13 protein-coding genes are annotated in these 14,645 nt (G+C 64.8%); 5 read left to right on the forward strand and 8 right to left on the reverse strand.

Translation table 11 applies throughout. The features are described from left to right. Positions 1-297 precede the first annotated feature (297 nt). Positions 298-1,350, forward strand: a complete 1,053-nt coding sequence (locus tag BEK68_RS17020; protein ID WP_028866907.1) for a LacI family DNA-binding transcriptional regulator — start codon at positions 298-300, stop codon at positions 1,348-1,350. Between the two features lie 3 nt (positions 1,351-1,353). Here the strand turns inward: BEK68_RS17020 and BEK68_RS17025 are convergent, their stop codons facing one another. The 7 genes from BEK68_RS17025 to BEK68_RS17055 all read right to left on the reverse strand — a co-directional run bounded on the left by BEK68_RS17025 (position 1,354) and on the right by BEK68_RS17055 (position 8,702). Next, complete coding sequence (locus BEK68_RS17025) at positions 1,354-2,832, reverse strand: M81 family metallopeptidase (protein WP_065851784.1); 1,479 nt, start codon at positions 2,830-2,832, stop codon at positions 1,354-1,356. Between the two features lie 19 nt (positions 2,833-2,851). Continuing rightward, entirely contained in the window at positions 2,852-4,105 is a 1,254-nt protein-coding gene (locus BEK68_RS17030) for a Zn-dependent hydrolase (protein ID WP_028866908.1), read from the reverse strand. An 11-nt stretch (positions 4,106-4,116) separates the two neighbouring features. Beyond that, positions 4,117-4,833 (reverse strand): ABC transporter ATP-binding protein, encoded by a 717-nt coding sequence (locus tag BEK68_RS17035; RefSeq protein WP_065851787.1) that lies wholly within the window; start codon positions 4,831-4,833, stop codon positions 4,117-4,119. Continuing rightward, positions 4,830-5,600 (reverse strand): ABC transporter ATP-binding protein, encoded by a 771-nt coding sequence (locus BEK68_RS17040; protein WP_004632555.1) that lies wholly within the window; start codon positions 5,598-5,600, stop codon positions 4,830-4,832. Before BEK68_RS17040 ends, BEK68_RS17035 begins: the two co-directional genes overlap by 4 nt. Further along, the gene (locus BEK68_RS17045) at positions 5,597-6,565 is read right to left on the reverse strand and encodes a branched-chain amino acid ABC transporter permease (RefSeq protein ID WP_024542648.1); all 969 of its coding nucleotides are present in this window, start codon (positions 6,563-6,565) and stop codon (positions 5,597-5,599) included. Before BEK68_RS17045 ends, BEK68_RS17040 begins: the two co-directional genes overlap by 4 nt. Beyond that, entirely contained in the window at positions 6,565-7,422 is an 858-nt protein-coding gene (locus BEK68_RS17050) for a branched-chain amino acid ABC transporter permease (RefSeq protein WP_004632550.1), read from the reverse strand. The genes BEK68_RS17045 and BEK68_RS17050 overlap by 1 nt, the downstream gene beginning before the upstream one ends. An 80-nt stretch (positions 7,423-7,502) precedes the next feature. Next, positions 7,503-8,702 carry an ABC transporter substrate-binding protein gene (locus BEK68_RS17055; RefSeq protein WP_004632548.1) on the reverse strand — a complete coding sequence of 400 codons (1,200 nt, stop codon included), beginning with the start codon at positions 8,700-8,702 and terminating at the stop codon, positions 7,503-7,505. Positions 8,703-9,057: 355 nt separating this feature from the next. Between BEK68_RS17055 and BEK68_RS17060 the strand changes: the two genes are divergently transcribed. Beyond that, the gene (locus BEK68_RS17060; RefSeq protein ID WP_024542652.1) at positions 9,058-9,906 is read left to right on the forward strand and encodes a FadR/GntR family transcriptional regulator; all 849 of its coding nucleotides are present in this window, start codon (positions 9,058-9,060) and stop codon (positions 9,904-9,906) included. Positions 9,907-9,910: 4 nt separating this feature from the next. Here BEK68_RS17060 and cynS read toward each other — a convergent pair whose 3' ends face one another. Then, positions 9,911-10,354 carry a cyanase gene (gene cynS, locus BEK68_RS17065; RefSeq protein WP_024542653.1) on the reverse strand — a complete coding sequence of 148 codons (444 nt, stop codon included), beginning with the start codon at positions 10,352-10,354 and terminating at the stop codon, positions 9,911-9,913. Positions 10,355-10,653: 299 nt separating this feature from the next. On the opposite strand from cynS, the gene BEK68_RS17070 reads away from it, so the two are divergent. From BEK68_RS17070 to BEK68_RS17080, 3 genes are read left to right on the forward strand one after another with little or no spacing between them, the layout of a single operon-like run. Then, a complete protein-coding gene (locus BEK68_RS17070) occupies positions 10,654-12,009 on the forward strand; it encodes a carbohydrate porin (protein ID WP_024542654.1) in 1,356 nt (451 codons plus the stop codon). 31 nt (positions 12,010-12,040) lie between these two features. Beyond that, positions 12,041-13,051, forward strand: coding sequence for a D-xylose ABC transporter substrate-binding protein (xylF, locus tag BEK68_RS17075; protein ID WP_065851789.1), 1,011 nt, complete (start codon positions 12,041-12,043; stop codon positions 13,049-13,051). A 42-nt stretch (positions 13,052-13,093) separates the two neighbouring features. Further along, complete coding sequence (locus tag BEK68_RS17080; RefSeq protein ID WP_028866910.1) at positions 13,094-14,641, forward strand: xylose ABC transporter ATP-binding protein; 1,548 nt, start codon at positions 13,094-13,096, stop codon at positions 14,639-14,641. The last annotated feature ends 4 nt before the right edge of the window (positions 14,642-14,645 follow it).

Below are 14,645 nucleotides of genomic sequence, written 5' to 3' on the forward strand. Positions count from 1 at the left end.
GCGCGCGCAGGCGCACCGTCGTTCCGTTGATCGACAGGTTTGCGCCGAGCGACAGCCCTTCGCGCGCAATCAGCACGTTGTCTGCCGCGTTCAGCTGAATCAGCGGCCCAGCGTACGCTGGGGTTGCCTGCAACATCCTTTGCTCCTCCGGGCTGTCTTCTCGTGCAGCCGCAGTCGATCGTGAGTTTTGATGTTACCGGTTTATGTAACCGGTAACATTTGCGCAATCGTAGTCTGGTTTTGCGATAATTGCTAGCCCCTTTTTCCCTGTGTTTCCCCAATCGGCCCATCGATCACGTGACCAAGTCCACCACCGTGTCCCTCGTAGAAACCGCGCCGGCGGCCCCACGCCGTGCGCGCAAGAACACCGGGCGCGTCACTCTGAGCGACCTTGCCAAGCTGGTGGGTGTGACCAAGGTGACGGTGTCCCGTGCGCTGAACACGCCGGAGCTGGTGTCGGGCGACACGCTCGAGCGCGTGCGCGAAGCGGTGCGGCAGACCGGCTATACGCCGGACCTCGTGGCCGGCTCACTGGCATCCAACCGCAGCCGGTTGATCGTCGCGCTCATCCCGACGATTGCGGGCAGCGTGTTTCAGGAAACGGTCGCGGCGCTGACCACCGAGCTGGCTGCTGCGGGCTATCAATTGCTGATCGGCCAGAGCGGCTACGACGAATCACGCGAAGATGCACTGCTCGATGCGATCGTCGGACGGCGCCCCGCGGGCATCGTGCTGACGGGCGTGGTGCACTCCGCCAGCGTGCGGCAGAAGTTGCAGGCGGCCGGCGTACCGGTAGTGGAAACCTGGGACATCACGCGCAACCCGCTGGACATGCTGGTGGGCTTCTCGCACCAGAAGGTCGGCCAGGCGGCGGCGCGCTATCTGAAACAACGCGGCGCAAAGCGCCCCGCCGTCATCACGCCGAGCGACCGCCGTGCACAGGCCCGCGCGCAAGCCTTCGTGAAGGCGTTCGGCTCAGAGGCCGACATTCCCGTGATGGCCGCCGAATCCCCCGCCAGCCTCGGCGACGGCCGGCGCGCACTGGGCATATTGCTAGAGCAACATCCGGACACCGACGCCATCTTCTGCGGCGCAGACATCCTTGCGCTCGGCGTGCTGATGGAGGCGGAACATCGCGGCATTGCCGTGCCGGCGCAACTCCGCGTGGTCGGCTACGGCGACCAGGTGTTCGCCAAAGACACCACGCCCGCGCTCACCACCATCCGCATCGACGGCACAGGCATCGGCAAGCTGGCAGCGACGTTGCTGATCAACCGCATCGAACACGGCGACGAAGAACGGCGCACGGTCGATGTGGGTTTCACCCTCGTTGAGCGCGACAGCGCGTAGCGCTTAGGCAGGCACCGCGTCCGCATCGAGCGGAAACACGGGCCGCTGCACCTTCACAAACGGAAAGCGCGCGTAATCCGAACTGGTCACGCCGCCGCCATCGCACTCCACCACGGCCTTGGCAATCGGCACGAACACGGGCCGGCAATACATGCGCGACTTCAACAGCACGAAGCGCGCGGCATGCGGGTCCACGCCGATGTGCGTGAAGATACCGAGGTCCCAGTGCTCCTGCGGCGTCTCCGTGACGACGATCTGCGCCGCGCCGATGTCGAGCAGCGCCGTGCGGCCCATGCGGATGCGCTGGCCCGTATAGGTCGGCCCCGTGATGGTGTATTCGCCGTCGCTGATGCCGACAACCTTGCCCGTCAGCGCGCGCGGCACAGGGTAGATACCCAGCTGCACGAGCGGCACCTTGTCGCCCACGGGCAGCGAGACGGTAGCACCCTCGCCCGCCTCGATCATCGCAGCGACAGCTTCCGGGTCGCACACTGGCCCGACGGCGATGCCGCTCAAGCCTTGCTTCAACGCTTCGTGCAGGACGTGCATGTCATCGCACGTGCCGCCTGACATGCAGTTGTCGCCGTGGTCGAGCAGCAGCACGGGGCCGCTGCCGGGGGCGTGTGCCAACTTGGCCGCGCGCGCAATCGATTCGGTCAGCGGTTCAGAGCGGTAGACGAACCCTTCGCGGTCGGCCCAGATGGCATCGGCGATGCGTTGCGCCGCGGCGTCGGCGGCATGCTTGTCGCCGTTGCCGACCACCACGACGGAAAGGCACGGGGCGGCAATGTCCGCCAGCCCGAATCCGGCCAGGATCGACACGGCCAGCATGCCGTCAGTCTCGGCCTGCTTGGCGAGCGCCACGGCGCGGTGCATCGCCCCTTCGTCGGTGCGGCTGCGCAGGGTGTGCGTGACCATCGGCAGGCGGCGCCACGCGAGCACGGGGTTCGCGCGGCCGGCCAGCTTGTCGAACAGCAGGCGGCCGGCGTGCTCGCCGGTTTCGTACATGTCAACGTGCGGATACGTCTTGAAGCTGACTGCGATGTCGGCCAGGTCAATGAACTTCTGCGTGAGATTGCCGTGCAGATCCAGCGCGACGGCAATCGGCACGCCGGCCGCCACCGCGCGCAGGCGTTCGAGCAGATCGCCTTCGCCGTCGTCGCTGTTCTCGGCGACCATCGCGCCGTGCAGGTCGAGCATCAGCGCATCGCAGCCGGGTGCAGCCGCGACGATGGCGTCGCACAGCGTGGTGTACGCCTCGGCAGCGACCCGTCCGCTGGGGTTCGCTCCGGCCACGACGGGCACGACGATTTCCGCGCCCGCCGCCTCCGCCAGATCGATGAACGCACCGGCCGCCGTGCGCGTGCCCTTGGCGGCGCGGTACGCGTCGGCACCGTAGTGCGGATGGAACGATGCCAGCGGCGTCGGCACCGGCGAGAACGTATTCGTCTCGTGATTGAAGCGGGCGATCAGGATGCGCATGAGCGGTCGGGTGATGGTGTCAAACGCGGCCAGCGGCCTGGAGCATCGCGTGCAGCAGCACGTTGGCCCCGGCTTCCAGATGTTCGGGGCGGGCGTCTTCGATTTCGTTGTGGCTGATGCCGTCCTTGCACGGCACGAAGATCATCGCGGTGGGGGCCACACGCGCCAGATAGACCGCGTCATGGCCTGCGCCGCTGATCACGTCCATCTCCGACAACCCCAACTGCCGCGCGCCGCTGCGCACCGCGTTCACCAGCGTGGCGTCAAACGGCTGCGGCGGGAAGTAGACGACCTGGCGCAATGCGATGTCGATGCCGCTGCGTGTGCGCAACTCCGCCACCGCCTCATGCAGTGCCGCATCCATGTCGGACAACATCGCGTCGTCAGCGGCGCGAAAGTCGATCGTCATCGACACTTGGCCGGGAATCACGTTGCGCGAATCCGGATGCACGCTCAGGCAGCCCACCGTGGCCCGCGCGTGTGGCGGGCGCTCCAGCGCGATGCGGTTGGCAATGCCGACCAGCTCCGCCGCCGGCAGCAACGCATCGCGGCGCAGCTCCATCGGCGTGGGGCCGGCGTGCGCTTCCATGCCGGTCAAGACCACGTCGTACCAGCGCTGGCCGAGCGCGCCCGTCACCACGCCGATCGTCGTGGCGTGCGCCTCCAGCACCGGCCCTTGTTCGATATGTGCTTCGAAATAGGCACCGACGGCTCGGCCGCCAACAGGCTCACTCCCCGCGTAGCCGATACTGCGTAGCGCCTCGCCCACGGCAACGCCGTCGCGGTCCTGCGCGGCCAGCACGGCGTCCAGCGCAAACTCGCCGATGAACGCGCCGGAGCCCATCATCACCGGCACGAAGCGCGAACCTTCTTCGTTGGTCCACACGGCCACTTCGATGGGCGCTTCCGTTTCGATGCCCGCATCGTTGAGCGCGCGCACCACCTCGATGCCGGCGAACACGCCGTAGTTGCCGTCGAACTTGCCGCCGGTCGGCTGCGTGTCGATATGGCTGCCGGTCATCACCGGCGGCAGTGCATTGTTGCGGCCGGGGCGGCGCGCGAAGAGGTTGCCGATCGCGTCCACGCGTACGGTGCAGCCAGCGGCTTCGGCCTGCGCAACAAAGAAGTCGCGGCCCTGCCGGTCGAGATCCGTCAGCGCAAGGCGGCGCACGCCGCCCTTGGGCGTGGCGCCGATGCGCGCCTGCTGCATGAGCGTGTCCCACAGACGTGCGCCGTTGACGCGCAAAGTGGTATCGAGTTGGGTGGTCGTCATGATGTGTGCGTTTAAGCGGCCAGACCGACGCCAAGGTAGCGGTCCTTGATGGCGTCGTCGGCGCGGAAGGCTTCGTTGGTACCGCTGTAGACCACGCGGCCCTGTTCGATGATCACGTGGCGATCGGCGAGCTGCGTGCAGACTTCAAGATTCTGTTCGACAAGCAGGATGGACACGCCCGCCTGCTTGATGACTTTCAGCTGCGCGACGATCTCTTCCACGATGACGGGGGCCAGACCTTCGACCGGCTCGTCGAGCATCAGCAGGCGCGGGTGGTTCATCAGCGCGCGGCCGATGGCCAGCATCTGCTGCTCGCCACCGGACAGGTTGGCGCCGCCATTGCGCCGCCGCTCATGCAGACGCGGGAAGATGCGGTAGATGTCAGCCAGCTGCCACGGAGAATCCCGCCGCGCGCCGAGCTTCAGGTTCTCCTCCACCGTCAGCAGCTTGAAGATGCCGCGATGCTCCGGCACCAGGCACAAGCCCTGCGCGGCAATGCGATGCGGCGGCGGCCCAGCGATGTCCTTGCCGCGAAAGCGCACTTGCCCGCCGCGCGGCGTGACGACGCCGGCAATCGTCTTCAGCGTGGTCGATTTTCCGGCGCCATTGCGGCCGAGCAGCGTCACGAGTTCGCCCTCGCCCACCGTGAGCGCCACGCCCTGCAGCACGTGGCTCTTACCGTAATAGCCGTGGAGGTCTGCAACGTCGAGAATCGCCGTCGTCGTCATGCCTTGCCTCCCGTGATCATGTTGCCGAGATACGCGGCGCGCACGCGCGGATCCGCCCGCACGGCATCGGGCGTGCCCTCCATGAGCACCTTGCCCTGCTGCATGACGGTGATCATGTCGGAGATGTCCATCACGATGTCCATGTTGTGTTCGATCAGCACGACCGTGTGATCCTGCGCCAGGCCGCGAATGAGCGCCTTCATGGCGGGCAGGTCGTCCACGCCCATGCCGGAGGTGGGTTCATCCAGGAAGATCGCGCGCGGGTTGGCGGCCAGCGCCATGCCCACTTCCAGCCGGCGCTGCTGGCCGTGCGAAAGGACGGCGGCCGGCGTGTCGGCCAGGCGCGGCAATTCAAGCCGATCGAGCACGCGGTCGACCGTGTCGGCGCAGGCCAGCTCGCCCTGCGGCAGGCGCCAGCCGTGCAGGGCACGACGCGGCGTGGTGCCGAGTGCGGCGAGGCGCAGGTTCTCACGCACGGAAAGGCTCGGGAACAGGCTCGTCACCTGGAACGAACGCGCAATGCCACGCTGCACACGCTGGTAGTCGGCTTCACGCGTCACGTCGTGGCCATCGAAAACGATGGTGCCGCTGGTGATCATGCGTGTGCCCGTGAGCATGTGGAACAGTGTGGTCTTGCCTGCGCCGTTGGGGCCGATGACGGAGTGGACCGTGCCGGGCATCACACGCAGATCGACGCCGCCCAGTGCGGTGAATTTGCCGTACTGCTTGACGATGCCGGTGGCCTGGAGGATGGGGGTGGTGGTCATGCGCGCTCCTCCTGCACCGCCGGTGCGTGACGCAGTGCGCGCACACGCTGCCACAGCTTCTGCCCGAGCCCGAACAGCCCGCGCTGCATGAACAGGCTCACTGCGATCAGCAGGAAGCCGAGCAACATGAGCCAGCGCGGCCACAGGCTTGAGAGCCAATCCGACAGCAACACATAGAACGCCGCACCCAACACCGAGGCAAACACGTTGCCCGTGCCGCCGATGACGGTCATCACCAGAATCATTTCGCTGACGTGGTAGTCGATATTGGCCAGCGGCGCGATGCCCGTGAGCATGGCGTGCAGGGCGCCGGCCAGCCCTGTCACCGCACCGGAGATGACAAACGCCAGCAGCTTGAATGCGCGCACGTTGTAGCCGACGGCGAGCGCGCGCTCTTCGTTGTCGCGAATGGCCAGCAGCGTGCGGCCAAACACCGATTCCGTCACACGCTGCACGAGGAAGAACACCACGAGAAACAGCGCCGCGACAAACGCGTAGAACGCCCACGGCGACGCCGCAAATGCCGGACGCGGAATATCGAGCAGGCCGTTATCGCCGCCTGTGAGCGACGGCGTGGTGTAGGCCAGGAAATAGAACATCTGCGAGAAGGCCAGCGTCAGCATGACGAAGTACGTGCCGCGCTGGCGGATGGCGAACCAGCCGACCACCGCCGCCACGACCGCGCCCACCACCACGGCCAGAACAAGCGCCACCGGCATCGGCAGCGCGAGTTGCGTGAGGCCGATACCCGCGGCATAGCTGCCGAGCCCGAAGAAGATGCCTTGCCCGAACGACAGCAGCCCCGTGTAACCGAGTAGCACGTTGCAGGCCATCACGGCCATCGCGTAGACGAGCACTTCGGTGGCCAACGTGCCGGACGTCAGCACCAGCGGCAACAGCAACGTCACGCCCAGCGCCAGCCACCAGAAGCGCTGACGCGAAATTCCATGGAATGCGGCTTGCATCATCCCCTCCCCAGCAGGCCGTGCGGGCGCAGCAGCAGCACAGCTGCCATCGCCACGTAGATCATCAGCCGTGCGCCCTCGGGCCACAGCGTGCTCATCAGGCTCTGCACGATGCCGACCAGCAGGCCGCCGACCAGCGCCCCCGCAAAGCTGCCCATGCCACCCACCACCACGACCACGAAGGCGACGCCGAGGGCCTCCACGCCCATGAAGGGCTCCGCGCCGCGAATGGGCGCAGCCAGCACACCGGCCACCGCCGCGGTCGCCGCGCCCAGTGCAAACATCAAGCTGAACAGGCGGAATACGTTGATGCCGAGCAGCGACACCATCTCTGTCGATTCGCTCCCCGCGCGCACGGCGCTTCCCAGCCGCGTGCCCTCCAGCAGCCACCACAGCCCGAGCGCCAGCACGGCGGTAAAACCGATCACGAACAGCCGGTACTTCGGATAGACGAAATCGCCCCACATCACCACGCCCTGCAATGCATCGGGCGCTGGCACGTCCACGCCCAGCGGCCCCCACGCCACGATGATGAGTTCCTGCACCACCAGCGCCAGCCCCACCGTGACGACGATGTGGAATTCGTGCGCCTGCGCATACACGTGCCGCAGCAGCACCTTCTCCGTCACCCACGCCAGCGCGCCGATGACGAGGGGCGCGAGCACAAGCGCCAACCAGAAATCCATGCCCATCTGCAGGGCCTGAAAGCACAGATACGCGCCCAGCGCATAAAACGCGCCGTGGGCGAAATTGACGAAGCGCAACAGCCCGAAGATGATCGACAGCCCTACCGCCAGCAGGAAGTAGAGCATGCCGATCCCCACGCCGTTGACGACCTGGAGCAGGTAGACGTTCATTGCGTTGACCGAAATGGCACTCAGGAAGACAGGCGCCCGCGCTTCAGTGGCCGAAGGCGGGCGAGCGGCAGATCAGACCCTCAGGCCAGCTTGCACTGCGTCTGTTCGACCGGCAGGAACGCCTTGCCGACGGCGACCACCTCGGCAAAGTCGTCCTTGTCCTTCATGCGGTTCTTGGGCTTGCCCTTGAGCAGGTAGTAGTTCTTGAGCACCTGGTGGTCGGCCGCGCGAATTTCTTCGGGGCCCGTCAGGCCGTCGTACTTCATGCCCTGCAGCGCGGCAATCACGGCCTTCGGATCGGCGCTGCCGGCCTTGGCCATTGCGTCGAGCAGGATCTTGGTGCAGGTGTACGAGCCTGCCAGGCTGTAGTTCGGGTTGGTCTTGAACGCCGCCTGCGTGCGCTTGACCAGATCGCGGTTGGCGGGCGTATCCACGTCGTGCCAGTACTGCGCGCCGAAGTACACGCCATCGCACAGGTCGGCGCCGAGCGATTCGAACTGCTCCAGGCCAGACGCCCACGCCACCAGGATCGTCGTGTTCTTCTTCATGCCGAAACTCACCGCCTGGCGCAGCGTGTCGGACGATTGCGAACCGAAGTTCAGGATCAGCAGCACGTCGGGCTTGGCGGCCATCGCGTTGGTCAGGTAGCCGCTGAATTCCTTCTCGGTGAGCGCGTGATAGCTGTTGCCCACATGCTCGATGCCCTTTTCCTTGAAGATGTTCTTGGCCGCCGAAAGCAGCCCGTCGCCAAACACGTATTGCGGCGTGATGGTGTACCAGCGCTTGGCCTTGGGCATCGACTCGATGAGCGGGCGCACGGTGCGCTCGATGGCGCCGTATGTGGGCACCGACCAGCGGAAGGTCGCGCGGTTGCAGTCCTTGCCGGTAATTTCATCGGCGCCCGCGGTCGTGATGAACACCCCGCCGAACTTCTCCGCCTCCTTGCCCATGGCCAGCGATTCGGAAGACAGGATGCCGCCCGCGAAATAGCGCGCGTTCTTCTGCTGCGCGAGTTCCTGGACCTTGCGCACGGCCGTGGCTGGCTTGCCCTCGGTGTCGAGCACGCTATACGCCAGCGGCCGGCCGAGCACCTTGCCGTATTGCTCCACGGCCAGCTTCATGCCGAGGTCGGCAAACTTGCCATTGGCAGCGAACGGACCGGACATCGGCACCGGGCAGCCGAGTTCGATGGCATCGGCCGCAAACGCAGAACGGGCCTGCAGCACCGACGCAGGCACGGCGGACAGCGCCGCCAGTTTGAGCAAATCTCGACGATTCAAAGCGCACTCCTTGGGGTTCGTGTATGGGACACAACAAGCGCCTGGAGCCACCTGCGGCGGCCTCCTCCTAGCCTGACCGGCGAGGTTTTTCGCCGACGGTAGCGTCGAGCAAGAACCAGACCGGTTTCTTATATTTGTTATGATAAATAGGCAAAATCATCATAGAATCCGCCTCCACGCTGCGTCAACGACGACGAAGTCGGTGTTTACGCCAAGGTGTGTGGGATTGAGGTGCCGGGCGACGATGCGGGAATGCGGTGCGTACGCACGATCGAAGGGCATGCATGCACCACCTCGGGCAGCCCGGGCGGCACAAGCTCGCAGTTAGAATGCGCGCAACTAGGAACGGACATCCATGGCCACACTCGGAGCAGGCAAGACGGCGTCGATCGGCATTCGCAAGCAGAAGCGCGCCGACCTCGTTGCCGAAGAACTCAAGCGGCTGATCACGCAGCGCAACCTCAAGCCTGGCGACAAACTCCCGCAGGAGGTCAAGCTGCAGGAGACCTTCGGGGTGAGCAAGGGCACCATCCGCGAGGCGCTCAAGTCATTGGAGGTACAGGGCCTGGTGAGTGTGAGCACGGGCCCCGCCGGCGGCGGCACCATTGTCGAGGTGCCACTGGACCGCACGTTCCAGCTCATGCAGAACTATCTGTTCTTCAAGGACATCGGCATTGCAGACGTCTACACCGTGCGCCGTCTGCTGGAGCCTGAACTGGCCGCGGGTGCGGTGCCGCATCTGACCGAAGATGATTTCCACGCGCTTGAGCACACCATCGACCTGTGCGACCCAGCGTCGACCAAAGCCGCTGCGCCGCTCGACCAGCGTCAGGAAGACCTGAGCTTTCACGACATCCTGGCCGCGGCCAATCCCAATCCGATGCTGCGGTTCTGCTGCGAGCTGATCAACGAAATGATTCGGCAGCTTGTGGTGTTCGGCAACGAAACCTCGCCGAAGGACCATGCCAAGTTCGGCGCGTCCAACGTCAAGTTCCACCGGCAGATTCTGGATGCGGCCCGCGCGCGCGACGCCGACACCGTGCGCACACTCATGAGCACGCACATGGAAGACTGCACGCATCACGTCACGCGCATGAAGGGCCGCGTTCACGGCCGCCTCGTGCTCGATTCCGAGATGCCGCGCCGCCATCGGCCGCTGATCGACGATCACGACGACAGCGACCACAGCGACGACGGCGCGTGACGGTTCAGTAAGTCTTGTAGGGCAGGAACTTGCCGCTCATGACGATGCGCACGCGATCGCCCTTCGGGTCGGGCTCGCGGGTGAGGTCCATGTTGAAGTCGATCGCGCTCATGATGCCGTCGCCAAACTCTTCGTGGATGAGCGCCTTGAACGTCGTGCCGTACACGCTGATGAGTTCGTAGAAACGGTAGATCAGCGGATCCGTTGGCACTGCCGTGGGAAGCGAGCCCTTGTACGGCGTCACCTGCAGCAGCGCGATGGCCTCTTCGGACAGCTCCAGCGCCGCGCCCACGGCATGCGCCTGCGCTGCAGTCAGCGTCATCTGGCCGAGCAGCGCAGCGGTGCTCCATTCCTTGCTGTGGCCGATGACCTCGGCCAATTGCGTCCACGTCAATTGCTTCTTGATCTTCTGCAGGACGATCATTTCGGTCACATCTTCGCGTTGCATATCGGCACCTTCGATGGGTTGAGGAAACGGCGCGCAGCATAAGCAAGGTGGATGCCATGCACGCAGTTCAGCGCCCGTGGCGACGCTTGCGCCCGATGTAAAAATTTCCGCATCGCAACATACGTCCGGCAACCGTTTCAACGCGTTGTGGGTACAACTCGAACTAGGGCAAACCCCGAGATTGACAGCGCTGTCAATTGTGGCCATTCTTGCGTCCGTCGGCACCACCACACGATTCCGAAGAGAACGCTGACACCGCTGTCATGCATGGCAGCCGGTCCAATATCAGGAGACAGTCCATGGAGCTTGAAGCCGCACGTCCGGCCGCACGTCGTCAATCCCGCAACACGCGCTTTGGTCAACGCGTCGGCGCGTCGGCCATTGCAGCCGCCGTCCTCGCGCTGGGCGCAGGCAGTGCCCACGCGTATGACATCACCACCAGCCCGTATCTGACCGGCGACTGGGGTGGCCTGCGCACCCGCCTGGCCGAACAGGGCGTGACCTTCAACCTCGGCTACGGCAGCGAAGTTGCGCACAACTTCAGCGGCGGTACCGAACATCTCACGCGCTACACCGATCAATGGGTCATCGGTACGGCGCTGGACCTGCAAAAGCTCGTCGGCTGGCAGGGCGCCACGTTCCAGGCCACCGTCACCGACCGCAACGGCCGCAACCTCGGCAGCGACGCGAACATCGGCAACAACATGCTGATCCAGGAAGTCTATGGCCGCGGCCAGACCTGGCACCTGACGCAGTTCTGGCTGAACCAGAAACTGCTCAACGACCGCCTGGAAATCAAGGCAGGCCGCGTAACGGTGGGCGAAGACTTCTTCTCGTTCTCGTGCGATTTCCAGAACCTGACGTTCTGCGGCTCCCAACCGGGCAACTTGGTGGGCGGCTACTGGGTGAACTGGCCGACCAGCCAGTGGGGCGCGCGCGCCAAGGTGCACACCTCGGCCGAAACCTATGCGCAGATCGGCGTGTACCAGGTCAACCCGAACTACGTGGATGACGGCTGGGCCCGCCGCAACGGCTGGAAGCTGAACAACCCCGGCGGCACCACGGGCGCGCTGATTCCGCTGGAGTTTGGCTGGATGCCCACCATCGAGGGTCGCCCGGGCACGTACCGCGCAGGCGTCTGGTACAACACGTCGAACGGCAAAGACCTGTATGAAGACGTGAACGGCAACGCCCGCGGCATCACCGGCCTGGACGCCAAGCAACGCAGCGGCCAGTACGGCGTCTACCTGAACCTGCAGCAGCAGATCACGGGTGCGCCGGACGGACGCGGCGCCACGGTGTTCCTGAACTTCTCGCAAGCCGATCGCAACACCGCGCAGACCGACCACCAGATCTCGGTGGGCGTGCAGTACAAGGGGCCGTTCGATCGCTTGGCCGACACCGTCGGCTTTGCCGTGGGTGCCACGCACAATAACGGCCGCTATGCCGACTTTGTGCGGCAAACCAACGCACGCACCGGCGCCAATACGGTGGTGGGTGACGGCTACGAATACGTGAGCGAGCTGTATTACAGCTGGTCGCCGGTGAAGTCTGTGTACTTCCGTCCTAATCTGCAGTACATCCTTCATCCGGGCGGCACTTCGCAAAACAAGAATGCCTTCGTCGTCGGCCTGAAGACCGGCGTCACGTTCTAAGAACGCACTTGCGCACAATAGGAGACCTTTCATGATTTCCCGCGTACTGAACACCATTGCCGCTGCAGCGGTCCTCGCCTTCGCCGCCACCTCGGCCCACGCCAGCAAGGAAGCACCGGTGATCGGCTTCTCGATCGACGACCTGCGCGTCGAGCGCTGGACGCACGACCGCGACTATTTTGTCGAATCGGCCAAGAAGCTGGGCGCGACCGTCAACGTGCAGTCGGCCAACGCCAACGAAGCCAAGCAGATCGCCCAGATCGAAAACCTGATCGCCCAGAATGTCGACGTGCTTGTGATCGTGCCGTTCAACTCCAAGGTGCTGGGCAACGCCATCGCAAGCGCCAAGAAGAAGGGCATCAAAGTTGTGTCGTATGACCGCCTGATCCTGAACGCCGACATCGACGGCTACGTGACCTTCGACAACGTGAAGGTGGGCGAGCTGCAGGCGCAGGGCGTCGTCAAGCTTGCGCCGAAGGGCAATTACTTCCTGCTGGGCGGCGCCGCGACCGACAACAACGCACGCCTGCTGCGCGAAGGCCAGATGAAGGTGCTCAAGCCGTACGTCGACAAGGGCGACATCAAGATCGTCGGCGAGCAGTGGACGCCGGAGTGGGACCCCTCCAAGGCGCAGAACATTGTTGAGAACGCGCTGACCGCGAACAACAACAACATCCAGGGCATCGTTGCCTCCAACGACGGCACGGCCGGTGGCGCGATCCAGGCGCTGGCACGCCAGAAGCTGGCGGGCAAAGTGCCGGTGTCTGGCCAGGACGCTGACTTGGCCGCCGTGAAGCGCGTGGCCGAAGGTACGCAGGCCATGACGGTGTACAAGCCGATCAAGCAGATCGCCGCCACCGCCGCCGAGATGGCCGTCGACCTCGTGAAGGGCACGGCGCCGAAGTTCAACACCAAGCTGAACAACGGCAAGAAGGATGTCGACACCGTGCTGCTGACCCCGACGCTGCTGACCAAGGACAACCTGGACAGCACCGTCGTCAAGGATGGCTTCTATACGCATCAGCAGATCTTCGGCAAGTAAGCCGCCGATGCAGTGGTCAGTCGTAGTCAGTAGGAGAACGCCATGAGCAGTAACGGCACCCTGTTCGAGATGCGCAACATCGTGAAGTCGTTCTCCGGTGTGCGCGCGCTCGACGGCGTCAGCCTGGCAGTGAGGCCGGGCGAGTGCGTCGGTTTGTGCGGGGAGAACGGCGCCGGGAAATCGACCCTCATGAAGGTGCTGTCGGGGGTCTACCCCTACGGCACCTTCGAAGGCGAGATCCTGTGGGAAGGTGAGCCGCTGCACGCGCATTCCGTGCGCGACAGCGAGCGCGCTGGCATCGTCATCATCCACCAGGAACTGATGATGGTGCAGCAGCTCTCCGTCACGGAGAACATCTTCCTCGGCAACGAGATCACCAAGCCGGGGGGCCGCATGGACTACGACGCCATGCATGCGAAGGCAGAAGAACTCCTCGCCCGCCTGCGCCTGACCGACGTGAACGTGGCCGCGCCCGTGATGAACTACGGCAGCGGCCACCAGCAGCTTTTCGAGATTGCGAAGGCGCTCGCAAAGAATGCGCGCCTGCTGATCCTGGACGAGCCGACCTCGTCGCTGTCCGCCAAGGAAATCGAGGTGCTGCTGTCCATCATTGAGGACCTCAAGCGCAGCGGCGTGGCGTGCGTGTACATTTCGCACAAGCTCGATGAGGTCAAGCGCGTGTGCGACACCGTCACCGTCATCCGCGACGGCAAGCACATCGGCACACGCCCCGCCGCCGACATGACCATCGACAACATCATCACGATGATGGTCGGACGTGAAATGACGTCGCTCTTCCCCAAGGTGGAACACACCGTAGGCGACATCGTGATGGAAGCGCGCAACGTCACCTGCTGGGATGTCACCAACCCCAACCGCAAGCGCACAGACAACGTAAGTTTTGCCGTGCGCCGCGGCGAGATTCTCGGCATTGCGGGCCTGGTGGGTGCCGGGCGCACGGAGATGGTGTCCGCGCTGTTCGGCGCCTACCCCGGCCGCTCCAGCGCAGAGATCATCATGGACGGCAAGCCGGTCAAGGTCAGCACGCCCGCACAGGCGATTGCCAACGGCATCTGCCTGGTGCCCGAAGACCGCAAGCGCCACGGCATCGTCCCGTTGATGGCCGTGGGCGAAAACATCACGCTCGCCACGCTGGCCCAGTACGCACGCGGCTTGCGTGTCGACAAGGGCGCGGAACTCACCACCGTCGACCGCGAAATCAAACGCCTGCGCATCAAGACCGCCAGCCCGGCGCTGGCGATCGCCAGCCTCTCCGGCGGCAACCAGCAGAAGGCCGTGGTCACGAAGATGGTGCTGGCGATGCCAAAGGTGCTGATCCTCGACGAACCGACGCGCGGCGTCGACGTCGGCTCCAAGTACGACATCTACAAGATGATCGCCGACCTGGCCTCCAGCGGCGTGGCGATCATCATGGTCTCTTCCGAGATGCCGGAAATCCTTGGCATGAGCGATCGTGTCCTGGTCATCGGCGAAGGCCAGTTGCGTGGCGACTTCGTCAATCAAGGCCTGACCCAGGAGCGCATCCTGGCTGCTGCAATCAACGCTGAACCCGGCCGCCAAGCGGCTTGAATTG

The sequence above is a fragment of the Ralstonia pickettii genome (assembly GCF_001699815.1).
In the GTDB taxonomy this organism is placed as follows: Bacteria; Pseudomonadota; Gammaproteobacteria; order Burkholderiales; family Burkholderiaceae; genus Ralstonia; species Ralstonia thomasii.